The organism is Spirillospora sp. NPDC052269, assembly GCF_040679435.1.
Taxonomy (GTDB): domain Bacteria; phylum Actinomycetota; class Actinomycetes; order Streptosporangiales; family Streptosporangiaceae; genus Spirillospora.
In genome coordinates this window covers 235,747-261,771 of the sequence record NZ_JBFAUU010000013.1, presented here as the reverse complement: position 1 = coordinate 261,771, position 26,025 = coordinate 235,747, and the positions used below count along the sequence as shown (strand labels likewise).

22 protein-coding genes and 2 pseudogenes are annotated in these 26,025 nt (G+C 69.9%); 14 read left to right on the top strand and 10 right to left on the bottom strand.

Features of this window, described 5'->3' with window-relative positions; translation table 11 throughout:
- Positions 1-17 precede the first annotated feature (17 nt).
- The 6 genes from AB0L06_RS27875 (at position 18) to AB0L06_RS27850 (ending at position 8,885) form a co-directional block, all read left to right on the top strand.
- The gene (locus AB0L06_RS27875; RefSeq protein ID WP_500234063.1) at positions 18-2,789 is read left to right on the top strand and encodes a helix-turn-helix transcriptional regulator; all 2,772 of its coding nucleotides are present in this window, start codon (positions 18-20) and stop codon (positions 2,787-2,789) included.
- 245 nt (positions 2,790-3,034) lie between these two features.
- On the top strand, positions 3,035-3,766 hold the full coding sequence (locus AB0L06_RS27870; protein ID WP_500234062.1) for an alpha/beta fold hydrolase: 732 nt from the start codon (positions 3,035-3,037) through the stop codon (positions 3,764-3,766).
- 184 nt (positions 3,767-3,950) lie between these two features.
- Positions 3,951-5,204: an ABC transporter substrate-binding protein gene (locus AB0L06_RS27865; protein ID WP_500234061.1), complete on the top strand. Its 1,254-nt coding sequence runs from the start codon at positions 3,951-3,953 to the stop codon at positions 5,202-5,204.
- A gap of 127 nt (positions 5,205-5,331) precedes the next feature.
- Positions 5,332-7,053 carry an ABC transporter permease gene (locus AB0L06_RS27860; protein WP_500234060.1) on the top strand — a complete coding sequence of 574 codons (1,722 nt, stop codon included), beginning with the start codon at positions 5,332-5,334 and terminating at the stop codon, positions 7,051-7,053.
- A 106-nt stretch (positions 7,054-7,159) separates the two neighbouring features.
- Positions 7,160-8,296 (top strand): AraC-like ligand-binding domain-containing protein, encoded by a 1,137-nt coding sequence (locus AB0L06_RS27855; RefSeq protein ID WP_500234059.1) that lies wholly within the window; start codon positions 7,160-7,162, stop codon positions 8,294-8,296.
- A gap of 10 nt (positions 8,297-8,306) precedes the next feature.
- Entirely contained in the window at positions 8,307-8,885 is a 579-nt protein-coding gene (locus tag AB0L06_RS27850) for a Dps family protein (RefSeq protein ID WP_500234058.1), read from the top strand.
- Positions 8,886-9,936: 1,051 nt separating this feature from the next.
- Here the strand turns inward: AB0L06_RS27850 and AB0L06_RS27845 are convergent.
- Entirely contained in the window at positions 9,937-10,200 is a 264-nt protein-coding gene (locus tag AB0L06_RS27845; RefSeq protein ID WP_500234057.1) for a hypothetical protein, read from the bottom strand.
- A gap of 575 nt (positions 10,201-10,775) precedes the next feature.
- Here AB0L06_RS27845 and AB0L06_RS27840 point away from each other — a divergent pair.
- Together AB0L06_RS27840 and AB0L06_RS27835 are read left to right on the top strand one after the other, a co-directional pair.
- Positions 10,776-11,819: pseudogene (locus AB0L06_RS27840) on the top strand (IS701 family transposase); the annotation flags it as partial.
- Between the two features lie 745 nt (positions 11,820-12,564).
- Positions 12,565-12,804, top strand: a complete 240-nt coding sequence (locus AB0L06_RS27835; RefSeq protein ID WP_500234056.1) for a hypothetical protein — start codon at positions 12,565-12,567, stop codon at positions 12,802-12,804.
- A 196-nt stretch (positions 12,805-13,000) separates the two neighbouring features.
- Here AB0L06_RS27835 and AB0L06_RS27830 read toward each other — a convergent pair whose 3' ends face one another.
- The 5 genes and pseudogenes from AB0L06_RS27830 to AB0L06_RS27810 form a co-directional block, all read right to left on the bottom strand.
- The gene (locus AB0L06_RS27830; RefSeq protein WP_500234114.1) at positions 13,001-13,204 is read right to left on the bottom strand and encodes a hypothetical protein; all 204 of its coding nucleotides are present in this window, start codon (positions 13,202-13,204) and stop codon (positions 13,001-13,003) included.
- Positions 13,205-13,539: 335 nt separating this feature from the next.
- A pseudogene (locus AB0L06_RS27825) lies at positions 13,540-13,662 on the bottom strand (IS982 family transposase); the annotation flags it as partial.
- 52 nt (positions 13,663-13,714) lie between these two features.
- A complete protein-coding gene (locus tag AB0L06_RS27820) occupies positions 13,715-15,274 on the bottom strand; it encodes a hypothetical protein (protein WP_500234055.1) in 1,560 nt (519 codons plus the stop codon).
- Between the two features lie 165 nt (positions 15,275-15,439).
- Positions 15,440-16,780, bottom strand: coding sequence for an MFS transporter (locus tag AB0L06_RS27815; RefSeq protein ID WP_500234054.1), 1,341 nt, complete (start codon positions 16,778-16,780; stop codon positions 15,440-15,442).
- Positions 16,777-17,256, bottom strand: coding sequence for a cupin domain-containing protein (locus AB0L06_RS27810; protein ID WP_500234053.1), 480 nt, complete (start codon positions 17,254-17,256; stop codon positions 16,777-16,779). The genes AB0L06_RS27815 and AB0L06_RS27810 overlap by 4 nt, the downstream gene beginning before the upstream one ends.
- Positions 17,257-17,383: 127 nt before the next feature.
- On the opposite strand from AB0L06_RS27810, the gene AB0L06_RS27805 reads away from it, so the two are divergent.
- Both AB0L06_RS27805 and AB0L06_RS27800 read left to right on the top strand, forming a co-directional pair.
- Positions 17,384-18,256, top strand: coding sequence for a LysR family transcriptional regulator (locus tag AB0L06_RS27805; protein WP_500234052.1), 873 nt, complete (start codon positions 17,384-17,386; stop codon positions 18,254-18,256).
- Between the two features lie 239 nt (positions 18,257-18,495).
- Positions 18,496-18,741, top strand: coding sequence for an HAD family hydrolase (locus AB0L06_RS27800; protein WP_500234051.1), 246 nt, complete (start codon positions 18,496-18,498; stop codon positions 18,739-18,741).
- On the opposite strand, the gene AB0L06_RS27795 is transcribed toward AB0L06_RS27800, so the two are convergent.
- On the bottom strand, positions 18,728-19,147 hold the full coding sequence (locus AB0L06_RS27795) for a MarR family winged helix-turn-helix transcriptional regulator (RefSeq protein WP_500234050.1): 420 nt from the start codon (positions 19,145-19,147) through the stop codon (positions 18,728-18,730). The two genes, AB0L06_RS27800 and AB0L06_RS27795, sit on opposite strands and share 14 nt — an antisense overlap.
- A 56-nt stretch (positions 19,148-19,203) precedes the next feature.
- Here AB0L06_RS27795 and AB0L06_RS27790 point away from each other — a divergent pair, with 56 nt between their 5' ends.
- Positions 19,204-19,728, top strand: a complete 525-nt coding sequence (locus AB0L06_RS27790) for a DUF6790 family protein (RefSeq protein ID WP_500234049.1) — start codon at positions 19,204-19,206, stop codon at positions 19,726-19,728.
- Between the two features lie 22 nt (positions 19,729-19,750).
- On the top strand, positions 19,751-20,440 hold the full coding sequence (locus AB0L06_RS27785; RefSeq protein WP_500234048.1) for a TMEM175 family protein: 690 nt from the start codon (positions 19,751-19,753) through the stop codon (positions 20,438-20,440).
- 314 nt (positions 20,441-20,754) lie between these two features.
- Here the strand turns inward: AB0L06_RS27785 and AB0L06_RS27780 are convergent, their stop codons facing one another.
- The gene (locus AB0L06_RS27780) at positions 20,755-21,969 is read right to left on the bottom strand and encodes an MFS transporter (protein ID WP_500234047.1); all 1,215 of its coding nucleotides are present in this window, start codon (positions 21,967-21,969) and stop codon (positions 20,755-20,757) included.
- A gap of 317 nt (positions 21,970-22,286) precedes the next feature.
- Between AB0L06_RS27780 and AB0L06_RS27775 the strand changes: the two genes are divergently transcribed.
- Complete coding sequence (locus AB0L06_RS27775; protein WP_500234046.1) at positions 22,287-22,727, top strand: hypothetical protein; 441 nt, start codon at positions 22,287-22,289, stop codon at positions 22,725-22,727.
- A gap of 133 nt (positions 22,728-22,860) precedes the next feature.
- Here the strand turns inward: AB0L06_RS27775 and AB0L06_RS27770 are convergent, their stop codons facing one another.
- Together AB0L06_RS27770 and AB0L06_RS27765 are read right to left on the bottom strand one after the other, a co-directional pair.
- Positions 22,861-23,388, bottom strand: a complete 528-nt coding sequence (locus tag AB0L06_RS27770; RefSeq protein WP_500234045.1) for a hypothetical protein — start codon at positions 23,386-23,388, stop codon at positions 22,861-22,863.
- A complete protein-coding gene (locus AB0L06_RS27765; RefSeq protein ID WP_500234044.1) occupies positions 23,385-24,995 on the bottom strand; it encodes a PHP domain-containing protein in 1,611 nt (536 codons plus the stop codon). The genes AB0L06_RS27770 and AB0L06_RS27765 overlap by 4 nt, the downstream gene beginning before the upstream one ends.
- A 151-nt stretch (positions 24,996-25,146) precedes the next feature.
- On the opposite strand from AB0L06_RS27765, the gene AB0L06_RS27760 reads away from it, so the two are divergent.
- Positions 25,147-26,004: a hypothetical protein gene (locus tag AB0L06_RS27760; protein ID WP_500234043.1), complete on the top strand. Its 858-nt coding sequence runs from the start codon at positions 25,147-25,149 to the stop codon at positions 26,002-26,004.
- Positions 26,005-26,025: the final 21 nt, after the last annotated feature.

Here is a 26,025-nt window from a genome sequence, read left to right as displayed (position 1 = left end):
GTCATCGGACGGAGAACGTGAGTCATCCCGCGTGCGGCGGTCGGGACGAGGCGGACGGCTCGTTGTCCCGTGGCGGTCTGCGCGGCCGAGAGTCCGAGCTCGGGGAACTCGATGCGCTGATCACCTCGGTGGCCCGCACCGGAAGCGGCGGCATGGCCCTGATTCAGGGTGAACCGGGCATCGGCAAGACCACACTGCTCACCGAAGCGGTCTCCAGGGCGGCGGCAGCGGGATTCTCGGTGGGGCTCGGCAAGGCCGAGGAGCTGCATCACATGGTGCCGCTCTCGTCGCTGGCGGCCGGCCTCCTGCACGGCGATCGTCCGCTGCTGTCCGGAGACGCCTTCGCCGACCTGGCCCGCAACCATGATCAGCGGATCTGGCTGGTGGAGCGCCTGGCGGAGATGATCGAGACCAGGGCCGGCGGCACGCCGGTGCTGATCGGCCTGGACGACGTGCAGTGGGCCGATCCGCTGAGCCGGTTCGCCCTGCAGCTGCTTCCGGCACGCCTGCGGACCTCTCCGGTGCTGTGGACGCTGGCCGGTCGGCATGAGCCCGTCGGGCCGGCGGAGGAGATCGTCGCGGCCGCGAACGGCAGCCTGCCGACGGTCGCGGTCTCCTTGCGGCCCCTTTCCAGCGGGGCCATCACCCAGATAGCCGGTGACACACTCGGGACATCAGTCGACGACCAGGTGCGGGACCTGCTCGACGGTGCGGGCGGGAACCCGTTCCTGGCCGTCGAGATGCTGGCGGGTCTGCGGACCGCCGGGGCTTCGGACGACCTCCTGCCCCAAGGGCTCGTGGTGGGCGTGCGCGGCCGGCTCAGGTCCCTGCAGCCGGAGACATTGCGCCTCCTCCAGATGGGCGCGGTCCTGGGACGCAGGTTCGGATTCCACGACGCCGCCTCGCTCTGCGACCGGTCGGCCGCCGGTTTGCTCCCGGCACTCGAGGAGGCCGTGCGGGCCGGGCTCCTGGACGACGATGGCGACCGACTGTCCTTCCGCCACGATCTGCTGCGCCAGGCCGTCTACGTCGACATCCCGCCGTCGGCCCGGAAGGCCCTGCACCGCGAGGCCGCCCGGAGCCTGGTCGACGCGGGACGCCCTCCGATCGACGCGGTGCCGCACGTCCTCAGGGGCGCCGTGCCCGGGGATGAGCAGGCCGTGGCGCTGCTGCGCCGCGCGGCCGACGACGTGCTGCCGGTCACACCCGGCCTCGCGGCCGACCTGATGACGCGCGCCCTGGAGCTCGTGCCCTCGGCCCGCCCCCTGCGGTTCGCCGTGGGCGAGCAGGCGATCCTGTGCCTGTCGCGGGCGGGCAGGAACCGCGAGGCCCTGTCGACGGGCGACGGGCTGCTGGCCGAGCGCCCTCCCCTGGACGCCTTCAGCCGGCTGCAGGCCGCCCTGGGCGGAACGCTGTGGAACCTGGATCTCCCCGCCGAACTGCGCGGCAGGACCGAGACCGCCCTCACCGCCGGAGGCGCCGCCCCGGAGATCGCGGCGCGGCTGGGCACCCTGCGCGCTCTGGCCCTGTCCCGGGGGCAGGATCTGGACGCGGCGCGCGAGGCGGGCGAGGCCGCACTGCGAGCCGCCACCGACGCCGGCGACCGCGAGGCGCACGTCCTGGCCCTGTCCGGGCTCGGCGAGATCGCGCAGAACGCCGGGGAGAACGCGGTCGCGCTGGACCGCTTCGCCGCGCTGAGCACCATCGACCCCGCCTTCCTTCCCGAGGAGATCGTCGCGCGCCTGCACATGGACGACTTCGCGTCCGCGCAGCGCCTGCTCCTGCGGGCGATGGACGCCCGGGCGACGCGTCAGACGATGGTGCTGTGGGCTCAGAGCCAGCATGATCTGGGGCTGGGCCGGCTCGATGACGCCGACGCCGACCTGGTGACCATGGAGCGCCTGGAGGACGAGGTCCAGCTGTCGGTCCAGCAGGTGAACGGACGTGTGCTCCGCTCACTGACCGCCCTGCTACGCGGCGACGCGGGTGCGGCGCGGGAGCATCTGGACGCGGCGCGGGAGCGGCTGGCGGCCAAACCGAACCCGGGGAACACGGCCGCGGTGCGTTTCCTGGAGGCGGTCCACGCCGAGGCCGACGGGGACATCGACCTCGCCGTCGACGGAATCCGGCAGGTGCAGCGACAAGGACCGTTCATGCGCTGGCGGCTCCTGCGCGACTGGGTCGCCTTCGCCACGCGCGTGGCGCTGCGCGGCGAGGAGCGGGACCTCGCCGGGGACCTGGCCGCCCAGGCCGAGTCCCACGCGGGACGCAACCCCGCCGTGCCGACCGCCACGGGCGTCGCGGCGCAGGCCCTCGGGCTCGTGAGGAACGACCTCGCCCTTCTCGAACGCTCCGTGGAGTTGCTCGGCGCGAGCCCTCGTCCGCTGGTCCGGGCCTCCGCGCAGGCGGATCTGGGGCGGGCGCTTCTGGCGGCGGGGCGAACGCAGCCAGCGGCGGCCTCGCTGGCGCGGGCCCGTGACGCGCTCGCCGAGTCCGGCGCCCACGCCGCGGCGGCGCGGGTGCAGCGTGCTCTGGAGGGCGCGGGGAGCGGCAGCCGCAGAGCCGCGGCCGCTGCCCCGCGGCCCGTCCAGGGGTGGGAGGCACTCACGGCGGCGGAGAAGAAGATCGCCCGCCTGATCGCCCAGGGCCACACCAACCGGTCGGCCGCCGACCTGCTCTTCCTCTCCCCGCACACGGTCAACACCCACCTGACGTCCGCCTTCCGCAAGCTGTCGATCAACTCCCGGGTCCAACTCGCCAACCTGGTCATGGCCCTGCCCGACGGCTGACGGGCCTTCAGGTCCGTTCACGCGATGGGGTCCGTTCACGCGATGGGGTCCGTTCACGCGTTCTGGTGTTCGCTCGACAGGGGCCGCTCACGCGCGGGAAGCCGTTCACGCGCCGGGGGGCGTTCACGCGCGAGGGGTCGTTGGTGCGCGGGGCCGTTGGTGCGATTTGGTACGTTCACGCGATGCGATCCCGTTCCAGGGCACGTTTGGGTGAGTGATCCCCCACTCGGACGGAGGTCGCTCGCATGCACGGATCCAGCCCCGACCCGCCGCTCATCGTGCTCGTGCACGACGCGTTCGCGGACGCCTCGTCGTGGGGGGCGGTCATCGGTCTCCTGCATGCCGACGGACTGACCGTCCGCGCCCCGGCGAACCCCCTGCGGGGCCTGCCCGAGGACGCCGCCTACGTCAGAACCGTCGTGCGCGACCTGGACGCCCCCGTCGTGCTGGTCGGACACGGCTACGGAGGCGCGGTCATCACCCAGGTCGCCCATGGCGCCGACAACGTCGTGGCCCTCTGCTACGTCGCGGCCTTCGGCCTCGACGCCGGCGAATGCGTCCTGGACATCGTGAACCGCTTCGCCCCGGTGCCGGTTGCCGATGCGACCTTCACCGCCGCCGCCCCCTCCCGGTCCCCCGGCGATCCGGACGGCGAGCTGTACATACGCGGGGAGCGGTTCCCTCAGGTGTACGCCGCCGACCTGCCGCCGAGCGCCGGGGATGTGCTGTCCGTCACTCAACGTCCTCTCGCCCGCGCCGCGCTGACCCACAAGTCAGGCCCTCCGGCATGGGCGTCCAAGCCTTCCTGGTACGCCATCGCGACCGCCGACCGGGTCGTCAATCCCACGGCTCAGCGCTTCATGGCACAGCGCATGGCCGCCACCGAGCACGTGCTGGACGGTTCCCACGCCGTCGTGCTCTCGCGGCCCGGCGCCGTGGCGGCGATGATCCGGGAGGCCGCCGGTCACCGGCGATGACGACGGCCGGCGGCGGCGGCCGATGAAGCGAGAACCCGCAGGTCGGGGGCCCTTCGGGGGGCATAATATGCATCGAACGGAAGGTACCGGTTCATGCCCTGACGGCCCCGGAAGACCGCCGCCCCCTCGCAACACCGCCACTCCTCGCAACACCCCACAGGCGATCACTCCGTAAGGGCTCAGCATGAACTCACCGGCCTACCGGCCGACGCGCCGCATCGTCACGCGCCTGGCCGGGGCCGTGGCGCTGGTGCTGGCCGCCGCCGCGTGCACCGGCGAGACCCGTGACGGGTCCGCCACCGGCAAGATCACCTCCATCACCGTGCTCGACTACTACGTCGAGAGGTCCGAGCACGACCAGTGGGACCAGGTGCTCGCGTCGTGCGGCAGGACCGCGGGCGTCAAGGTCGAGCAGACGAGCGTGCCGCCGGCGTCGCTCATCCCGACCGTCCTGCGGCGGGCGTCGTCGCGGACCCTCCCGGACCTGCTGATGCTCGACAATGCCGACCTGCAGGAGATCGCGCGGACCGATGCCCTGACCCCGCTGGACCGGTACGGCATCGACACCGGCGGCTTCCTCGAGGGCATCCTGTCGGCGGGCACCTACAAGGGGGAGGTGTACGGGCTGGCCCCCTACGTGAGCACGGTCGCGCTGTTCTACAACAAGGACATGCTCGCCGAGGCCGGCGTCGCCGTGCCGGGGACCTGGGACGAACTGAAGGCGGCGGCGGCCAGGCTGACCCGTCCCGGCCGCTACGGCATGGCCGTCGACGCGAACGCCACCTTCGAGGGCACCTGGCAGTTCCTGCCCTTCCTGTGGTCCAACGGCGGCGACGAGAAGAAGCTGGACTCGCCGCAGGCCGCGCAGGCCCTCCGGCTGTGGGTCGACCTGGTGAACAGCGGCTCCATGTCGAAGTCGGTCCTGAACTGGACGCAGGCGGACGTCCACGACCAGTTCGCCGCCGGGCGGACGGCCATGATGATCAACGGTCCGTGGCGCGTCCCCGCGTTGGAGGCGGACAAGGACCTGCGGTGGGGAGTGGCCCCGATCCCCGTTCCCCGGGCGGGGCTGACGCCGGTCGCACCCCTCGGCGGTGAGGTCTGGACGGTCCCGCGGAGCGCTTCCAAGGCCCGTCAGAAGAAGGCGGCCGAGGTCCTCGGCTGCCTGAACAGCGCCTCGAGCATGCTCACCCTGGCCGGGCAGCACCACACGGTGCCCTCCCGCGCCGCGGTCGCGGCCCGGCACGCCGAGCAGGACCCGTCGATGGCCGTGTTCGTCAAGGGCGCGGAAGCGGCACGCGCCCGCACCCGGGAACTCGGCGTCAGGTGGCCCAAGGCGGCGACCGCGATCTACACCGCGGTCCAGTCCGCGCTGACGGGACGGCAGACGCCGGAAGAGGCCCTCCGGCAGGCGCAGCAGGCCGCGACCCGTGACTGACCGGCCGTCCCCGATGCCCTGGACGGGCACCGGCGACGACGCCGTTGTCGACACGGCCGGCCCGGACATGGTGGACCGGGGCGTGGTTGGTCGAGGCGTGGTTGGTCGAGGCGTGGTCGGTCGAGGCGTGGTCGGTCGGGGACGTGCGAGTGGGCGGCCGGCCCAGTGGGGGTTCGTCCTGCCCGCCGCGGCCTACCTGCTGCTCTTCTTCGGCTACCCGCTCGTCAAGAACGTCGTGATGAGCTTCCAGCAGTACACGACCACGACGTTCTCCACGGGCGCCGCCCCGTTCGCGGGCCTGCGGAACTACGCCACGATCCTCACCCCGGACCTGTTCTCCGGGGCCCTGGTGAACACCTTCCTGTTCACCACCGGCTCGCTCCTCGGGCAGTTCGTCCTCGGCCTGGCCCTGGCGCTGTTCTTCCAGCGCCGCTTCCCGCTGGGCGGCGTCCTGCGGTCACTGCTGTTGCTGCCCTGGCTGCTGCCGCTGGTCGTGTCCGGCACGACGTGGAGGTGGATGCTCGACCCCGACACGGGAGTCGTCAACACGGTGGTGCGCGGACTGCACCTCTCCTCGTCCGGTGTCCCCTGGCTCACCGGCACGCCGCAGGCCCTGGTGTCGGTGATCCTCGTCAACGTCTGGATCGGGATCCCCTTCAACACCGCGATCCTGTACGGCGGCCTCCAGAACATCCCCCCGCACCTGTACGAGGCGGCGAAGCTGGACGGCGCCGGACCGGTGAACGCCTTCCGCCACATCACGTGGCCACTGCTGCGGCCCGTGGTGAACGTCGTGCTGGTGCTGGGCGTGGCCTACACGGTCAAGTCCCTGGACGTCATCCTCACGGTGACCGGCGGCGGACCGGCGGGCTCCACGGAAACGCTGGCCACCCAGGCGTACAAGTCGTCCTTCGAGCAGTTCGAGTTCGGACGCGGCGCCGTGCTGGGCAACGTCCTCATCCTCGTCTCGTTCGCGTTCGCCCTCCTCTACCTGCGCAGGCCGCCGTGCCCGGACCGCCGGACAGGTGGTCGCGTGAAGCGCGGGCCGGCCGGTGGCCCGGTGTCCACCGTCATCGGGATCGTCCTGCTGGCGGTGATGCTGTTTCCCGTCTACTGGATGGTGAACGCCTCGCTGCAGCCCGTCGGCAACACGCTGCGGGGAGACTGGTTCCCCCTCCACCCCGACTTCAGCGGCTACACCATCGCCCTGCGTGACCAGGTGGGCGCCCTCGTCACCAGCCTCGTCGTGGCCCTCGGCAGCATGGCGCTCAGCCTCGGGCTCGCCGCGCCGGCGGCCCACGCGCTGGCCCTGTTCTCCCTGCGCGGCACCGACCTCGTCCTCTTGGGGGTCCTGGTCACCCAGGCGGTGCCGGGCATCGTCGTGGCCGACGCGCTCTACGGCGCCTACACGGATCTGGGACTCCTGAACTCCCACGCCGGGCTGATCCTCGCCGACTCCACCGCCGGGGTCCCCTTCGCGATCCTCATCCTGCACGCCTTCATGCGGACGATCCCGCCGGAGGTCATCGAGGCCGCCCGCGTGGACGGCGCGGGCAGGCTGCGCGTCTTCGGCTCCGTGGTGCTCCCGCTCAGCACCAACGCGTTGATCACCGCCGCGGTCTTCACCTTCCTCTTCGCCTGGAGCGACCTCCTGTTCGCCCTCACACTGACCACCACGCCGACCGTCCGGCCGGTCACCCTGGGCGTCTACCAGTACCTCGGCGCCCACACCGACCACTGGAACGCCGTCATGGCCACCACGGTCATGACGTCCGTCCCGGCCGTCGTGCTGCTCGTCATCGCCCAGCGCCACGTCACCGCCGGCGCCACCAGGGGCGCCGTCAGATGAGGCACGGGCCTTCCTCGCCGCCCTGATCTCGCGGGTTCACGTGATGTGCCGGGCCCCCGTCCGATGGCACCGTGTCGTCGCACACGAAATCGAAGGGCGGAGAACCATGGCATCGGATGTCCAGGCGGAAAGCGGCCTCGACAGCTTCGACATCCCCGATTCGCTTCCCGTGCCGCGCCGGCGGTTGTACTGGCGTGAGGCCCTGTCCCGGACGTTCGGCGCCGTGAACATCACCGTCCCCGACGAGGTGTACTCCGGCACGATCCGCGCGGCGGAGCTCGGACGGCTCCGGGCCGTCACCCTGGCCGGCGACTGCCGGGACGCCCTGCGCACGCGCCGGCACACCGGGCAGGACGGCCAGGACGAGTACGTCGTCGTCAAGACGCTGGACACGGGCGTCGCCCGCCTCGAGCAGGACGGCCGCGAGGCGACCCTGGGCCCCGGGGACGTCTTCATCTACGATCTGGCACGCCCGGTCCGGCTGAAGTTTCCCCAGCCCTTCCGGACCAAGTCCCTCGTCCTGCCGAAAGCCGTCCTGGGCCTCAGCGACTCGGACGTGTCCCACATCACGGCCCGCTCCCTCGCCTCCGACAGCTCTCTCGGCCCCCTGCTCTTCCCCTTCGTGACCGGGATCGTGGACGGCGCGGGAACCCTCTCGCCACGCGCCGGTGAGCTGATGGCCCGCAATGTCGTGGACCTGCTCGGGGTGCTGACCGACGAGATCCTCGACCGGGACGCCGAGGACACGCCCGGCGGCAACCGCGTGCTGCTGCTGCGGATCCAGGCGTTCATCGACCAGCACCTCGCCGACCCCGGCCTGACCCCGCAGGCCATCGCCAGAACCCATCACATCTCCCTGCGCTATCTGCACAAGCTGTTCGAGGGCGAGGACGCCACGGTCAGCCGCTGGATCCAGCAGCGCCGCCTCGAGGAGTGCCGGCGCGACCTGGCGCTCCACGGGAACGCCACGATCGCCGCCGTGGCGCACCGATGGGGTTTCACCAGCGCCGCGCACTTCAGCCGGGTGTTCCGGGCCTCCTACGGGATGACACCGCGCGAGTGGCGTGGCATGGGGGACCCGGCGCGGCCGACCCCGTCGTCCAGTAGGTCCCGTCGAGGCATGAACCCGATGCCCGGCTCGGTCGCAGTGCGCCATCAGTCACCACGGCATGCGCGGCCCGTCAAGACCTCCCCCGGCCGGACGCCTAGCGTCGCCGGGGTATCCACAGCACGGCAACCGTAGAAGGCGGACCATGACCAGCAACACGACGGCCCAACACGGCAGTCAGCCCTGGCTGCACCAGAAGGGCGAGGTGATCCAGGAGTTCGGAACCGTCAAGCAGTTCCCGCTCGCGCTGTCCTTCGAGGCGCGGATGTACTCCTGCCAGCGCCTGAACAGGGTCCTCGCGGACACGCAGATCCTCCATGGCCTCTACAAGAAGCACCACTGGCTGATGCGCGGCGCCACCTTCTACCAGCTGCACCTGGTGCTGGACCAGCACGCGGGCGAGCAGCTGGAGATCGTCGACGCGCTCGCCGAGCGCGTCCAGTCGCTGGGCGGCGTCGCCGTGGGAGACATCCGGCACGCGGCCGAGATCACGTCGATTCCGCGGCCCCCGAACGGAGTGGAAGAGGTCCCGGCCATGCTGTCTCGCCTCCTCCAGGCGCACGAGAGCATCCTCGCCGAGGCTCACGACGCGGCGGCCCGGACGGCCCAGAACGGCGACGACGGCACCAACGACCTCCTGGTCTCCCAGGTGATCAGGGCCGGTGAGCGCCAGGCGTGGTTCCTGGCCGAGCACCTGGTCGACACCCCGCTGGTCCGCGTCTGAGACACCGCGCTCCCATCGTGCGGGTGGCCTGGCGAACCTCACACTCACCAGGCCATCCACACGTGCTCGGCATCGACGCCCCCGAAGCGCCATCGGAGCCCCCGGCCGGCGGCGCCGGTCGGGTCAGGGGCGTGGGGGGGTCAACAGGGACCAACCGCCGCCGTACTGGTCGAAGAAGTCGTCCAGTGGGGCGTACCCGACCTGGGTGCACTCCCGGTCCTGGACCCCGCTGCAGGCCGCCGGGTAGTCGCCGTCGCCGCCGACGATCCCGTTGACCCGGACCCACGTACCGCCACGGACGCTCCATAGAGGCCCTGCCCGGGCCGCGGCGAAATGCCTGCGCCCCAGAACATGTTCGGCTGACGCCAACACCTGGGACGTCGTGGTCGCGACCCTCGACTGGTTCGCTCACCGGGTCTCGCTCATCACCTGATCGAAGCCTTCGCCTGATGGGCCTCCGCTCGGGTCTGCCTCTCCGATATATGCCGGAGAGGCAGACCCTCCGGGGGCGATACGCGCACCGACCGAGCCTGTATGACTACAGCCCGAACGATCGTGGCTGCTCGATGGCTGCCCGGCGGCCCAGATCAGACTCTCGTCGCCACCGGCGCAGCCATCAAGAAAGATCACGGTTGTCAGTACAACGATCCGGTGCCCGCTGGGCCTCCCTGGGATGGCAAATCTCGAAACCCCGACGAACGACCGCCCGGATCATTAGAGAAGCTGCCGAGGCACGCGCTGCCAGGGACGGGAAGCAGCGGACGACCGCGAGATCATCGCTTACAGCAGCCCGACCAGCCCCGCCGATCGGACTATGCGCGACACGTTTCACCGCTCGGAGCAACGATCTGCCGACCGGAGGAGCCTCTCCGCGGCGCCCGCCGACTGGTTGCATAAACCCTACAAGTGCCGTCGTGGTTTGACGGCAACCCTGACGGCAACCAGGGCGGGCGGCAACGTATTCAGAGGGACAACGAGGAGGGCTACCCAAGTCGAACAGGGTCACCAAGTGGACTGTTGGCGAGCTCTCAAATACCCTTTGTCAACACCGCTAACCCAGATAGGCATCGAGAAGCTCAAATAGTCTGGAAATCGCCAACAGATTTTCTTCGGCAGAAAAGAACTTGGGGGCCGGAGGTCGATCCCCGGGGTACAGGTCAGCCAAGATAAGGAACCACCAGGACAACTCAGGGCGAGTTGTTCCGCGCTCAATCATCCACGCTCGAAAGCCTGCCATCACTTGCTCTCCCGAGCAAAGATCCATCCCGTCCATGAAGGCACACACCTCACCATACGTCCTGTTCATGAGGTACATGCCCGGACGACTCCTAAAGACAAGATAGCGTTCATGGAAAGTTGAACTCATTGCCCAGAATCCAAAGTTGATGTATTTTCACTCACTCCAGAGGAGCTTCCACTCGTCAATCGGAATCCCATCTGAGCCGGTGAACTGATCAAAGACTCGACCATCCTTAACGACCACCGTATGTTGTCCCCAGCTCTCATTCGGCTCGAGCTTGCAGTCCCCAAGCGTCGGGGCATCACCTCCGTCAAAGGTGCGGATTTCCCCACCAATGGACTCCCTCCGACAGCCTTTACCGCCGCTCGGGCATCCAAGAGGTACGACGGAACCCCACGGGGGTCAAGGCGAGAATCGTGCCTTGACCCCGCGAGAACCCGTCGAGAAGCACGACATGCCCGACCGACGGCAGCGCCACATCCACCTAGTACTCCAGCCGCACTTGGAGATCTCGGTCTGGTCGAGGCTGGGACGTGAGACGGCCACCGCTGTGATCGTGTGGGTGTGTTGGAACCAGACGATCGGCGGTGGCCGTGCCGCCCACTGTAGAAGATGTCGACCCGGCTGGGTGGGTTGATGGGTTCGATGAGTTGTTCGCGCAGGTGGTGGCGCCGTTCTTCGGTCGGCGGGAGCCCCGGTTGCGGGCCAGGTGGTATCTGCTGGGCCTGTTGAGCGGGCTGGAGCGCAAGAACGGTTGGTCGCTGGCGGAGTTCGCCGGGGAGTCCTCGCCGGACGGGATGCAGCGGCTGCTCAACCACGCCCGATGGGACGCCGATGCCGTTCGTGACGCATTGCGGGCGCAGGTGGCCGAGCGGATCGGCGACTCCGGCGGGGTGCTGGCGGTGGATGACACCGGGTTTGAGAAGAAGGGCCGGTGCTCGGCCGGGGTGCAACGCCAGTACACCGGAACCGCGGGCAAGATCACCAATTGTCAGATCGGGGTGTTCTGCTCGTTCGTCAACCCCGGTGGGCAGCGGGTTCTCATCGACCGGGAGCTGTATCTGCCCAAGTCGTGGTTCGCTGATCCGGGCCGGCTCGCCGGCGCCGGCATCGGTGAGCACGTGCGGTTTGAGACCAAGCCGGAGCTGGCCTGGCGGATGATCGAACGCGCCTGCGACGACCCGCTTCTGGTGTTCGGGTGGGTGACCGGTGATGAGGCCTACGGCGACAACACCCGGTTGCGGCGCCGCTGCCGCGACCGTGGCGTGAACTATGTGTTCGCGGTCTCCCGTGCCCACCCGCTCGTTCTCGGTGGCGCGGCGACCAGGGCCGATACGGCCTTCGCCGCCGTGCCGCAGGCGGCGTGGCAGCGGTTGTCGTGCGGGGACGGGGCCAAGGGGCGACGCTGGTACGACTGGGCGTGGATCCAGGTCGGTGAACAGGAGTGGGTGCTGGCTCGCCGGTCGGTCAGCGACCCCACCGACCTGGCCTTCTACCGGTGCTGGGCGAACCGGCCGGTCGCCCTGCCCGAGCTGGTGCGGGTGGCCGGATCCCGCTGGAGCGTCGAGGAATGCTTCCAGGCGACCAAGAACGAGGTCGGTCTGGACCATTACCAGGTCCGCAAACACACGGCCTGGTACCGGCACGTCACCCTGGCGATGGTCGCTCACGCCCACCTGGCGTTCCTGGCAGGTCCACCCCCAGACCCCACCAACGACAACCCCGACGGTGACGGCGGTGACGGCGAGGCCGACGACCTCGCCACACAGGGGGCCCGACCGGCAGGGACGATCACGCTTCGACACCCCAGAAAAGGACGAACCCGACGAGCTGATCCCACTCACCGTCAACGAGATCCGCCGCCTACACGCCCACCTCCACCACCCCCAACACCCACCCAGACACCGAACCCACTGGTCACACTGGCGACGCCGCCACCAAGCCCGCGCCCGCCGCCACCACTACCAACGACAACAACGCCTCATCGATCACTAACTGCGGCTGGAGTACTAGGTCAAGCACGCTGGAGGAAACCTACAAGTGGCACCTCGGCTTGACGGCAACGGAGGTGCCCGCATGCGGGCCAGGGCAACTCCTGACGACCGACCGTTCTCTGAACCGAGCCAGCTGTCACGCCCATACACCAACAAACAGGGCGGTCCATAATGGGCCGCCCTGCTCTACGAGAAGCGACGAACCCGCCGAGGGAAGGAGCCAAGCCTATTCCTCGAGTGCGTCTAGCAGTGCCTCGACGTCCGAAGTGATATGCACCCAGCCTGAGGGACCGAGATAAATCACTCGAGGCGATTCCCAGCTCTCGCGGTAATCCAAAGCGATCGGCATATCGGCGCCAAGGGATGCGATGACCACTGCCCGCCCAGGTTCTACCCCCAAGCTGGTTTGCGTCACGTCCCCCCAAACCTGCTGGGGAGACCGCTTATGGAAGAACTCGTTCTGCCGAATCATGGATTGCAGGTCGTAGAAGACGGGCCAATCCGGTTCGTCGCCGAAGACCCTACGGAGAACCTCATCGCTCTTGGACTGGGTCCACGAGCCGTCATGGACCGCTCGCACCAGGGCCTCCGGAATGACCATCCGGCCGATCTCGACCACAGCCGACCCGCTCATCCGATCACCGGCAGCCAGGTCATCCTCGCGATCTCATCCATGATCGACTGACGATGTTCCATAGGTGCTGCTCGAACGCCGAAGTTCACTTCGTTGACGCCCCGAGAAGAGTTCCACCGCATTGCGACTTGTCCTTCATCATTGAGTAGCGCGACGAACCCGACAGTCCTGTCCGACCCATTGAAGATCGCATCGTTGATATCGCCGTGTCCACCAGCCTGACCAACCCGGGCACCAGGCCCACCGCTTACCTGCATGTAGACGCGGCTAGATTCCGGATCATGCACCCCACTAAAGCCGTTCTTGCGTGGACGTTCATGCCCGCACGGTTGTTCGCCAGGGATTTTCCGCTGTGAAGGGTGCCGATATCGCAGTTATGTACGAGTACCGGGGTGTTGCCGGCGAGGACGTAGTACGCGTGGAGGCCGCCGACGGTAAGGTTGTATGTGATAGACGAGGCAGTGCATGTCCGAACCGCAAGGATATCGACAGACCTTCCCCATGCGGCCTGTAGGCGGTGGCCAACCCTGAGGTCTTGCGCCGAGATTCAAGCATTGGTTGTGGCATCCCAGTACTTGTGCCTATTGGTTCCAACGATGATCTCAGGGCCGTGCGGGCCATCAATGGTGACGTTAGTGTATTGGTGGTCTACACGCGTGCCATGAACTGCAGCTACCGCATGTGCCTGGTCCGCCGTTCCCGACTTTTCACCGGGGACAGCATTCGCGATTCTGTCGCCAACCTTGACATCTCGAATCTTTTTGCTAGTCCCGTCTGCCATTAGAACCAGGACGGGGTAGCCTGAGCCAGCCGCAACGCCACCGCCTCGAGTGCGGGGCCCAGCTCCCGCAGACGCCGGTTGTACCGCGGCTGACAGGGCAGCCGCGGGAACAGGTGCCCGATCCGCCCCTGGCGAGCCTGCCCACCACGTGGGCGCGTATCCGGGAGTCTTGCGGGTGGGTCAGCGGACGTCGACGTAGTCGGCGGCGTTGACGGGCAGGTTGAGGATGTCGCCGGCGAAGACCGCGTGCCAGGTGCCGTCCTGCTTGGCGGTGAAGGTTCGGGTGAAGGCGCCGTGGGCGTCGGTGTGGACGGTGGCCATGCCGACCCACTTCTTCGATCCGCGCGCCTGGAAGTAGATCTTCACCGTGCGCTTGCCGAGGGCCTTCCCGCCGGGCGCGAGCAGCGCCCCACGCGCGGTGAGTCGGCGTCCCTTCCGCACCGGGTCAGGTTTGGCGAACAGCCGCAGCCTCGTGGCATACCGGACGTCCAAGTGCAGATTGGCGGACACGGAGCCGGCCAGTTCGCCACCCGGGTCGATCCGCGCGAACCATGTCCCACGCTCGCCCGCCTTCGATGTGTGGGCCACCGAGGCGACACCGTCGTGGCCGGTCCGACCGGAGGCGATCAGCCGGGCCGGGCCGCCGGAGTCGGGACGGAAATACAGCTTGAACGGCTCGTCGGGCAAAGCGAAGGGTATGCCGACGTCGTATTGCGCGTCCGGGAAGCGCAGGACACCGGTGAACACCCGGAAGGTGAACGGCCGTCCCGGAACAGGGCGGCTCTGCGGCGCATCGAGCCAGATCGACGTCGGGTGGACGGCCCGGATCGGCGTCGGCGAGGTGGAGCTCTGCTGGTCGTACTCCAACGCGTCGGAGTACAGGGTCGCCACCCAGCTCGCGCCGTCCCGAATCTGGATCTTGCCGGAGAACCCGCCGTCGGCCTCGACCCGCATGCCGACGGGGTTGTTGAGGGGCGAGTTCAGCGCTGCCATGCCAATCACACCGGCGATCGGGCCCCATCCGGCGGACGTCAGCACCTCGGCATGCCCGGACACCGTCACCCAACCGCCCAACTTGGAGCTTGCGGGTAGCGGGTTCAGGCTGAGCCGGGTCGGGCGCTGCGTGATGGTGAACCGGTAGTCGGCGCAGCCCTCGGCATAGGTGTCGTCGTAGTCGCCGCAGGCGGTCAGCACCCGGTAGCCGGGATCGGTCATGGTGACCGTGAAACGGCCGTCGGCGTCGGTGCTCGCCTCGTCGTGCGAGTAGTTGCCCGCGAACACCCGGACCGTGTGCTCCGGCAACGGCGCCAGTGTCCCGTCCGCCTGCCGCCGCATCAGCCTGCCCGACAGCGTGACCTGTCGGTGGTCGTAGTCGAGATGGTCGGTGCTCGCCGCCGTCTCCACGATCTGCGTCGCGACACCCGACAGCGCCGGCGAGGCCAGGGCGGTACCGGATGCCAGCGAACCCACGCCGACCGAGGTGACAGTGAGAACAACGCCAAAGCGGCGCACGCGCATGAAGGTCTCCTTGCCGGCCGCGAACGGTGACGCCACCGGCCCGAGCGCGCGACGGCAGCAAAGAATCCCAGAGACCACCCCCACCCCCGCAAGATCAATAACATGTCCGAACCAGGCCAGTCTCTGGGAAACCGACCCACTACCCACACGCCACGATCGGTTTCCTGAACCACTAGTCGCGCTACCAGCCCGAGCAACCAGGCCGCACAGCGCAAGGGGCATCTCCCCAAGAGCACATCGCCGGGCACAACAGGACGGCGATGGGTGGGCATTGATCCCCCACCGACGACAATCCCCATCGCCGGGCGGCGGCGCTGACGGAGCGCCATGTTCACTCGGTGGTTTTGGTAGGGCGTGATGGCGGGGGGCGGGGGCGCCGCGGGGGGTTCAGGCAGAGTGTCGTGTGGCCGACAGGGTGGCGGTGGTCAGGGGGAAGAGGGCTACGGCCGCCAGGGTGCGGGAGGGGCTTAGTGATTCCGCGAGCGCGCCGGCGGTGGCCGAGCCGACTCCGCCTCCGACGAAGAACGTCAGGTTGAGCAGGCCCATGCCCGCGCCGCGTAGCGGTGCCGGGAGCCGCGCCGTCACCTCACCGGTGATGACGACCTGGGTGACGGCGAACGCGGCGAGGCAGAGCGACGCCGCGACGACCGGCGGCCATGGGCCGCCCCGGCCGGTCGCCGCCACGGCCAGCGCGGCGCTCGCGGCGAATGCGGTGCCGGCCAGCAGCAGGCGACCGGCCCGCGTGCCGAGCGTGCCGGCCCGCCGGGCCAGCATCCCGCCGACCACGGCGCCCGGCAGCAGGGCGGCCCCGATCGTCAGGACGGTCCAGCCGTGCTCGCCCGCAAGGATCTGCGGAACCACGTACATCACGGCGAAGAGCCCGCCGAACACCCCGGCCCCGGTCGCCGCCGAGATCCGGTAGGCCGCGTCGCCGATGACCGGGCGCGGGACGAACCCGTCCGGCCGCCGGGCCACCTGCCGCGCCAGCGCGCCGCCGGCGAGGACCAGCACCGCTGCGAGCGCGGCGACGACCGGACCGCCGAGGTCGAGCGTGCGGGCCTGGATGAGCACGAGCAGCGTGCTCACGGCCGCGGTCAGCGCTGCGGCCCCGGCGACATCGATGGAACGGCGCGACCCCGCCCGCGGCGCCAGCCGGTGGCAGAACGGGACGGCCGCCACCGACAGCACCGGAAGCACGACGGTGACGCGCCAGCTCAGCCAGGTCGTCACCGCTCCCCCGGCCAGCGTCGCCGCCGAGGCGAACACCGCCATGACCGCGCCGTATCCGCCGAGCACCTTCGGGCGCTCGGCCGGCTCCACCCCCGCGAGGAGCGCGGCACCGGCCGCGACCGTCCCCCCGGATCCCGCCGCCAGGACGAGCCGTCCGGCCACCAGAACACCGAGGCTCTGCGCCGTAGTGCCCACCACCGCGCCGGCCACCAGCACCACTGCCGCGACCAGCAGCGTGGCCCGCACGCCCCGCGCGTCCGCCAGGCGGCCGAAGACAGCGGTTCCGACGCCGAGCGCCAGCGCGTGCGCCGTCAGCACCCAGGCGACCTGCGCGGGCCCGGCGTGCAGCGCCCTGACGACCTCCGGCAGCGCCACGGCCGCCGCCGTCACGCCGAACACCGAAGGCCCGAACAGCGCGCCGAGCCGCAGCGCCGTCGACACCGGCCCAGGACGCGGCGCCGCGACGCCCGCGACCCGCGCGTCCGCAGCTGCGGTCACCGGGCACCCCGCAGCGTCGACCAGCGCTCGGCCTCGACGAAGTACACGTCGTAGCGGTCCTGCTCGGACCGCAGCGCCTCGAACGGCTCCAGTCCGTGCTGGACGCGGGCCAGCCGCCGAAAGTAACCGAAGCGGTCGATCCCCGGCGTCAGGACGGCCAGCAGATCCGCACCCGCACCGGCCACCGCGCCAAAGGCGTGCGGCAACCGCGGCGGGACGACGACCAGCCCGCCCGCCCCGACGGTCTGGACCCGGTCGCCGAGGAGGAACTCCATCGTCCCGTCCATGACATAGAACAGCTCGGTCGACAGCGCGTGGTAGTGCGGCTTGGCGCCGTCGCGGCCTGGCCCCAGCGTGAGCCGGTTGGCGCCGAGCGCACCCGCGGTCTGGCTCGCATCGGCGAGCAAGGTGAACGCCCCGCCCGCCGGAAGTCCGACGACCTCTGCGGCCTGCGGGGTGACAACGAGGGGATGCAACGACCTCACGCTCCTGTCGGGATATCAGGTTCTTCGTCCGAGATCCATTCGACCGGGGGAACAACCCGCGAACCACAGGCGCTTGGGATCATCAGTCATCACGGATCGAGATGAATCGAGGGGCCGGGTGGAGCTGCGCCAGCTGGAGTACTTCGTGGCGGTCGCCGAGGAGGGCGGGTTCGGCGTCGCCGCCGAGCGGATCGGCATCGTCCAGTCGGCGGTGAGCCAGCAGGTCCGCCGGCTCGAACGCGAGCTCGGCGTGCCGCTCTTCGAGCGCACCACCCGGCGCGTCCGGCTGTCGGGCGCGGGCGAGCGGCTGCTGCCCGAGGCCCGGGCCGTCCTCGCCGCCCTGCACCGCACCCGGCAGGTCGCCGCCGACATCCGCGCCGGCGTCGACGGCGTCCTGCGCCTGGGCACCGTGCACGGCCCCGGCGACCGGATCTACCGCGTCCTCGCCGAGTTGGCCGCCGTGGCGCCGCGCCTCCAGGTCCGTCCCCGCCGCCTGACCGCGCCCGACCGGCTGTCCGCCGTCCGCTCCGGCGAGCTCGACGCCGCCCTGATCCGCGCACTCCCCCAGGCCCCCGGCCTCGAACTGCTCCCGGTCTGGACCGACCCGCTGTACATCGCCCTGCCCGCCGGGCATCCCCTGGCGGATCGCCCGGAACTCGACCTCGCGGACCTGGCCGACCTCCCCCTCCGCCTCGCCCCACGCGAGGACAACCCGCTGTTCCACGACTTCATCACCGACGCCTGCCGGACGGCCGGGATCGCGCCACCACCCGGCCCGCCGTTCACCACCTTCCAGGAGACCCTCACCGACATCGGCGCCGGCGCACCCTCCTGGACCGTCTTCTACGAGGTGGTGGGCCTCCCCGCGATCCCCCGTGTCACCGTCCGCCGCCTCGCCGCCCCCACGGTGACGACCTTTCTCGCCGTCCCGCCGGGCCCACCCGTCCCGGCCGTCCGCCACCTGCTGGAAGCCCTGGCCCGGACCACCTGACCGCACCTACCAGCAGGGATCACACTTGGAAGAACAGGTCGGCCGCCCGCCCCGGACGGTTTCGACACGGTCGTTGCCCTTGTTCCCAAGTCCGAGCGTCGTCAGGCGGGAGGCGTTGGGGCGTCGGTGTCGTGTGCAGCTCGGACGCGGCGTCGGACCATGCGCTAACGGCCGGCCCCCGCCGCCCGGCTCGCCGAGTAGCGGCGCGGACGCGCGATGCCGGGCGCGCGATGCCGGGCGTGTCCGAGGCATTGGTCGCGCTGGCGGACGAGCCGGGTGTGGTGCAGTCGGTGCTGGCCGGCGACGTCCGGCCGGCGACCGAGACGAAGCTCGCCGCGTTCGGCCTGGACGAGCACCTGGACTTCGAGGCCGGAGCGTACGGGTCGGACGACGCCGTCCGGCCTCGGCTGGTGGCGGTCGGCCGAGGGTCGCTCCGTGGCTCCTTTTCAGGTGTCCGGGGCGGGCGGGGGTTCAGTTGGGGGTGAGGAGTTCGGCTAGGCGGAAGGTGTCTTGGAGGTAGCGGTCGTAGGGGAACCCGGCGGCGATCAGGGCGGTGCGGAATTCGTCGTAGAGGGGCTTTCCGGCGGTGTGGAAGGCCTTTCGGCCGGCGTCGGTGAGCCTGACCAGGCGGCGGCGCGCGTGGGTGGGGTCGACGGTGATCTGGACGAGACCGTCCGCTTCGAGGGGGCGTAGCGCGCGGCTGATCGCCGGGTCGGACACCGAGAGTGCCTGCGCCAGCCGGTGTTGTGTCGCCGGCTCGATGTCCTCCAGCGTTCCCAGCAGCCGGATCTGGCTGTAGGTCAGGCCGTCCCGGTCGTCGGTGCGTCGCCGGGCCGCCTCGCCCAGCAGCATGACCACGCGGTGCAGCAGGTCTCCGAGTTCTTCGTCCACGACGCCAGCATACCAGAGTGTTGACAAGTTAATATTAACAAGGCAAGACTGAGGCCATGGACACCATCGGCTACGTCGCCCGGTCAGCCTTCCCCGTCGTCTGGATCCTGGTCCCGGCCATCGGCGCCTTCGTGCGGGCCCGACACTCGTCCTCGCCCCGAGAACGACTGGAGGTCTGGCAACGCTGGTGGGCCATCGGCGCCTTCGGCGTCGGCAGCCTGTGGATGACGGTCGCGTTCCTTGCCTTTCCGGACGTCATGGCCACCGCGATCGGCTTCCACCGGACGCCGTTCATGTTCGAGATCGCCTTCGCCAACCTCGGACTGGCCGTCATGGGATTCCGCGCCGCCTCGGCCTCGGCGCGCGAGCGCATCACCATCGGGCTCGGCGGCGGGATGTTCCTCTGGGGAGCCCTGGCGGGCCACCTCTACCAGTGGTTCGCCAACGGCGACCACGCTCCCGGCAACACCGGCGGCGTCCTCGTCAACGACCTGCTGATCCCGGCCGTCATGATCGTCCTGGCCGTACGATCCCGGCGACTGGCGAGCACTCCCCGGCCGGTCATGGAAATCGCCGTCTGACGCCGCAGGAGCTGATCTCACCATGGTGACTCATACCGGACACGACAAGAACGGTGAGGCGCGAGCGGTCGCCGCCGAGCGGCTCACCATGTTCGTCGACGCGGTGATCGCGATCGCCCTCACCCTGCTGGCGCTGGAGCTCCCCGTCCCGACCGGCGACACCACCCACGCCATGCTCAACTCGGCGTCGGCCCATGGCAAGGAGTACCTCGCCTTCGCGCTCAGCTTCGTCGTGATCTCCGCCCACTGGCGGGCCCACCACGAGATCTTCCGATACGTCCAGTCGCTGGGCGGCCGTCTGACCGGCCTCACCCTGACCTGGCTGTTCATGCAGGTCCTGATGCCGTTCGCGACCCGGGTGCTCACCGCCGACGGCGCCTTCCCGCCCCGGTTCAGCCTGTACGCGATCGTGCAGGTCCTGGCGTCCGCGACGTTCGCGCTGATCATCAGGGAGATCCGACGCGAACACCTGTACCGGACGGACGTCCCGCCCCGGGAGTTCTCCCAGAGCCTGGTGCGCAGCATCTGCCTGGCCACGGTGTTCGGGGTGTCGGTTCCCGTCGCGTTCCTGACCACGGGCACCAGCGCGTACCTGTGCTGGCTGGCCGCGCCGATCGTGCTCGCCGTCGCCCGCCACGTCCAGGAGGCGTCCCGAACGCGAAGGCCACCAGCCGCGGCGTCCGAGCCTCCGCCGAGGTCCCCGAACCCCTGACGGAAACCAGGAAGTCGTACAAAATGCCCTGCCCAGCCCGCCTACTTGCTAGGCATCGCACGGATGGGGGCTCGCGGAGATGCCCAGCAACCGGGCTGCGGCGTGGGCGGCAGGAATCGCGTCCTGTTCGATCCGGCGGAACTGGATGGGTCCTGGCGTTGCGATGGCGGCGTAGGCGGTCGCCTCGGCTTCGGTGGGCCGGCGTCTGGTGCAGACTCGGCCAGCGCGGCGCGGAAACACCCACCTAGAGCTCGATCTCGAGGACGCCGCACGGCTCCCAACTAAGCGGAATGCGCCGGGGCGGCGCCGTCCGGCTACACCGACCCCGGGGTGACCTTGAGCCGACCGGCGAGCAGGGCTGTGGCGACGAGCGTCAGGACGGGCAGGATCAGGGCGGATCTCAGTCCCAGCGTCCCGGCGAGTGCGCCGATCAGGGCCGGGGAGATGAAGAAGCCGGGCATCTGGCCCGCTTCTGAGACCGAGATGCCTTCGCTCGCGGTCACGTTCGGCTGTTGCGCGGCGAGGCCGTCGATGATCGGGTTGTTGGCTGCGATGCCGATCGCGAGCAGCGTCAAGCCGACCACCGCGGCCACCGGTGTAGCAGCGACGATGGCGAGCACCAGGCCGCCCACCGCGAGCAGGGTGGTCCCGCGCAGGAGCACTCGCCGATCGACGCGCGCGATCAGCTTGTCACCGGTCAGCAGAGCCAGGACTCCCGCCACGGACATGACGGCGAAGCAGACTCCGCCCAGTGTCGCCCCCGCTCCTGCCTCGTCTGCGACGTACAGGGCGCTCCACTGCGTGCTGACGCTCGTGACGAAGGCTGACAGGAAGGACAGCAGCGCGATCAGGCGCAGTTGAGGGGTGAAGCGTTCACGAATCCGCCCTCGGTGAGGCTTGGCGCGTTCGGTCAGCGGTGGTTCACCAGGTAGCCAGCGTCCAGTGATCAGTAGCAGTGCCCCCATGACGGAAGCGGTCACGGCGAACTGAACGCCCGGCTCTACGCCGATCGCCGCGGCACCGACCCCCAGGCCCGCCCCGGCGAACACCGCGACGCGAAAGCAGGCGTTGAACGAGGAGAGCAGCGGCCTGCCATATCTCCGCTGCACCTCCACTGCCTGCGCGCCCATCGGCGTCGCCATCAACTGGGCCCCCAGGTACCAGCCGAGAAGGGCCACCACGAGAGTCGGCAAGGTAGGGGCGAACCCCAAGAAGAGGGCACTCAGAACGATTGCCGCTGCTCCCACCAGCGACATCCCGCGGGGATTCACGCGGCCGACCAGGAAGACCACCAAGCCCAAGGCGGCGACATCCCCGACCGCGGACACGCTGTTCGCCAGCCCCCACCCGGCCTCGCCGGCGCCCACCTTTTCCCTGATCTCCGGAACGCGGGCACCCCAGCTGCCGATCATCCCGCCCATGATCACGTAGAGCAGGCTCACCGCCAGACGGGCACGCACCTCCGGGGAGCCAAGCGGCCTTCTCGTGCTGACCGCGTCGGCCGGTGCTTCGAAGTGGACGTCCTCCAAGGCGATCCCTTCGCGTGTCCGGGCTGCCGAATCCAGGACTAACACGGGCCTCAGCGGCCCGTCTAACCCTCTGCCGCGGACCGCGGCGGCGATCAGAGCCGGCTGGCCTCGTCCCGGGAAGCCGGGGAACAATGTGACCCCTCGCAACCCAATCGAGGATTTCGCCGCTGACGCTCGAGGAGCTCTCCCGCTGCCCTGTCTCCAGAGAGACTGATCCCCCGGTCCCCGGCACATGGTTGGCAATCGGCGATCCGCCGCTGATGTTCCAGGGGTCCGAGCCCCCACCGTTGACAAGCTTCGAACCACCCGGAGATGTGGTGACGTCCCCAGAACAAGAGAGCAGCGCCCTCGTCCTCGTTGAAAGCCACCAGTTCACGTTGCAAGAAATCGCGGAGTCCCAAGGCCTGGACGGATCGGCTCCGGCTCTTGGGGACCGCCTCGTCTTCGAAACGCCGTACCTCTACATCGTCAGCCCGGGTGAGGACCACTACCCACTGGTGACTCTTCAGCAGTGGTCGCAGGAACCCGCCCCTGCTTCCACGGTGTGGAAACATCTGGGGCTGTTCCGCGTCCGGTTGGACGGTGAAGAGGTGGAAGCCTGGGCACTGACACAAGGACCGTCGGAGGCCAGGCTGACCGTCACTCCAGGCTGGTACGGGCTCCGCGTCCTCTGCAAGGGAAGCGAGAAACTTCAGGGGCGAGCAGGCGGCTTCCCCGAGGGGCTCGAGCAGTACCTTCTGCAACTCTGGCCGTCCTGAGCCAACAGACGAACATGATGCCCCGCGCCAGGAACGAAAGGCGCGGAGCAGTGCGCTTCGGCACCGGACAATCCCGGTCGGGGCGGCGGCTGGGCGCTTGCCGACCCCCAAGCCGCACGCCCCTCGGGGCGGGTCAGTGGCCGCAGATGTGTTGGTGTTCCAGTTCGAAGGGGATCGCTCCGGTCGTCGACGGGGTGATCTCCAGGACGAGTTCGCCTGCCCGGTAGGTCGGGCGGACGAAGTCGTGGGTGGCCAGGAGGGTCTCGGGCGGAAGAGGACCGCCCAAGGAGTCGATGCGGTCCACCGCGCCGGTCGCTTCGGCTTCCGCCAGGGTCAGGGTGCCGCGCAGCCGGTCCTGGTTGGGGAAGCGGACGGCCCGGCCTTCACGTCTGTGTTTGGTGAGGGCTTCGCCAGCACCGAGGATGTACTCGTCCGGGCCGGTGACCTGGCCTTCCTTGGCAACCGCCGCGCCTTGGGCCAGGAGGGCCTCGGTCGCTTTGGTGGCGGTGGAAGAGTTCAGTTCGACGGATGCGGCGTGGTGGGCCTGGCCGTGCCGGACGGGATGGGTGCAGAGCAGGATCGGGTCGGGGACGGCGTCCAGGATCATGCGTTCCAGGGCTGCGCGGTCCCGGTGTCCCGCGTCCACGCCGAGGACGGTCATCGGACGTCCACGAAGACCGGGTTGGCGTAGCACCACAGGTCGTCCCAGGGGGCGGCCGCGCCCTGGACGTCCATCATCGGCTCGAGGCCGTTCGAGCGCTTGCCGTCCGTGCCGCGCAGGCGCACGTAGAACGGGTCGCGGACGTTGCGGAAGATGTGTTCGAAGTGCACCACCGTGTCCTGGCGGCGGGGCGTGAAGGACTCGACCACCGAGACCTGCGGGTTGGTGAAGGTGTCGCGGTCGGCGGCGGGGCCCGTCACCGCGCCGCGGATGAGGTCGAGGCGGGCCAGGCGCGGGATGTCGCCGGCGGCGTTCGGGGTGGTGGCCAGGCGCGCGGTGATGCGGACGGTGACGTCCGCGCCTCGCCGGACGGCGACGCGTCCGCCCAGGGTGGCGGGCTGGCCGGCGCCCTCGCCGTGGACGCGCACGTCGAGGTCCGACAGCAGGCCGCCCATCGTGACCCAGACGCGGCCCTGGCGGAGGGCGTCCATGACGCCGCGGAAGGTGTGCGAGGTGGCGCCGACGACCGTGCGGCTGAACTGGCCCGGCCAGAAGTCGGCGTAGTTGTGCGGCGTGCCCGTGTCCACCGGGTCCGGGTAGCGGCCGTGCGCGTCGTACCAGCCGTCGGGGACGGAGGGCGAGGCGAGGGTACTGCCGTTGGCGCTGTGGATGTCGGAGTTGCTGGTGATCCACCAGCCGCGGCCCTCGGCGAGCATGGAGTCCCAGAGTCCGCCCAGTTTGGCGGTCATCCAGTCGAAGCCGCCGAACGTCCGGTACGACTCGGACGGCCAGCCGGCCCAGGAGTCGGTGCCGGGCGCGTTGCCGTAGCCGCCGCGGTGGCCGCCGTCGTTCTGCGCGCCGGGCGAGCCCTCCATGCCGACCGCGATGTGCGGGGCCGTGTCGCGGAGGTTGCGGAACTCGTGCGGCGAGTAGCGGCCGTTCCGGCTGGGGTGGTTGGCGATCATCAGGGCGGAGTCGATGGCGCCCCGGTCGATCTGGCCGGACATCCAGCGCAGTCCGGCGAGCGCGGTCGCCTCGTTGGCCGGGGACGTGTGGTTGGTGCCATTGATGTTGCCGTCGAAGAGCTTCTCGAAGGCACGCAGGGCGGTGAGCTCGTCCCGCGCGGCGTCGAAGAAGACCGTGGCGTGCTCGCCGGACGGAACGTTCCACTCCAGGCCCTGCCAGAGCAGCATCGACGGGTTCGCCCGCCGCGCCGCGAGGACGTCGGCGTAGGTCTGCTCGACCGCGAACTTCTCGTGCGCGACGTGCCCGTGGTCGGTGATGACCATCCAGTCGAGGCCGTGCTCGCGGCCCGCGGCGACCTGCTGCGCGACCGTGTGCATCGCGTCGTAGCTGGACTGCGTGTGGACGTGGTGGTCCCCGGCGAGCCAGCGCAGCCGGCTCGGGTTCGGGGCGGACGGCCCTTGCGGCGTTCCGGCGGACGCCGGGGCGGCCATCATGCCGATGCCGGTCGCCGCCACCCCCACCAGCCCGAGCCGTTGCAGGAAGCGGCGGCGCGCCAGGTCCCCGGGCGGCAGTTCGGTGTCGGGCACCGCCTCGTCCGCGTACGGCTCGTGGTGGTGCTGGTGATGGTGGTGGTGTCCCACGTACCCCTCCTCATTGACAAACACGTGTGAGACAGACCGTAAACACGTGAAACGACGGCCAGGGGTACGAAAGATGACTATTCATCGAAGATCACTCGCCGTGGGGGCGGGGTTCACCTTCGGGTCACGCAAGGACGCGACGCTGCCCTTCATGATCAGATCGCGCATCGCGGCGACGCTGGCGGCGGCCGCCGCCGTCCTCGCCGCCGCACTCCCCGGGACGGCCTCGGCCGACACCCTCCGGCTCGGCCCCTGGAAGCTCACCGGGAGCATGGTCCGGCCGTCGGCCACCAGCAACCAGGGCCTCGCCACCGTCCGGGGGAAGGGGCTGTACTTCACCGGGAACGGCACGGTCCCGGACGGGCTGAAGGCCGCCGGCTGGGGCCACATCGGCGACCCCGACTCCGCGCGAGGATACGTCTTCGACGCCTACCAGTGGACCGCCGCCGACCCCGCCGCGAAGATGTTCCTCGTCACGACGCCGAGCGGGCAACGCTACCAATACGTCCACCCGTTGGCTCCCGGCGAGATGATGAACAACTCCTACGCCGCGGTCACACCGAACGGCCGATGGCTGGTCAGCGGCGAGTGGGGCACCATGAACCGCCTCCTGGTGCTGCCGACGCCCGTCCTCAACGACCGGACGCCGCGCACCGGCGGGACGCTCCCCCTCGCCGGTCAGATCAAGCTGGACCGGCCCGTCCGGGACGTCCAGGGCTGCGACTTCGTGACCGCGACCTCGCTGGTCTGCGCGACCGACGACACCGGCACCGACCTGTTCCCGACGAGCAGGCAGCTGCTGCGCATCACCCTGTCCGAGCCGCTGCACGGCCGGGACGTCACGGCCAGCGTGGCCTCGCTCGGCCAGTTGCCGCTGATCAGCGACTGCTCCGGCGAGTTCGAGACCGAGGGCGTCGACTACGACACGGTCAGCGGACGCCTGCGCGTCGCGGTCGTCCCGCCGAGCCCCTGCGACGTCGACACGACCATCTACACCTTCCAGCGCTGACCGCGCGTCCGCCATCACGCG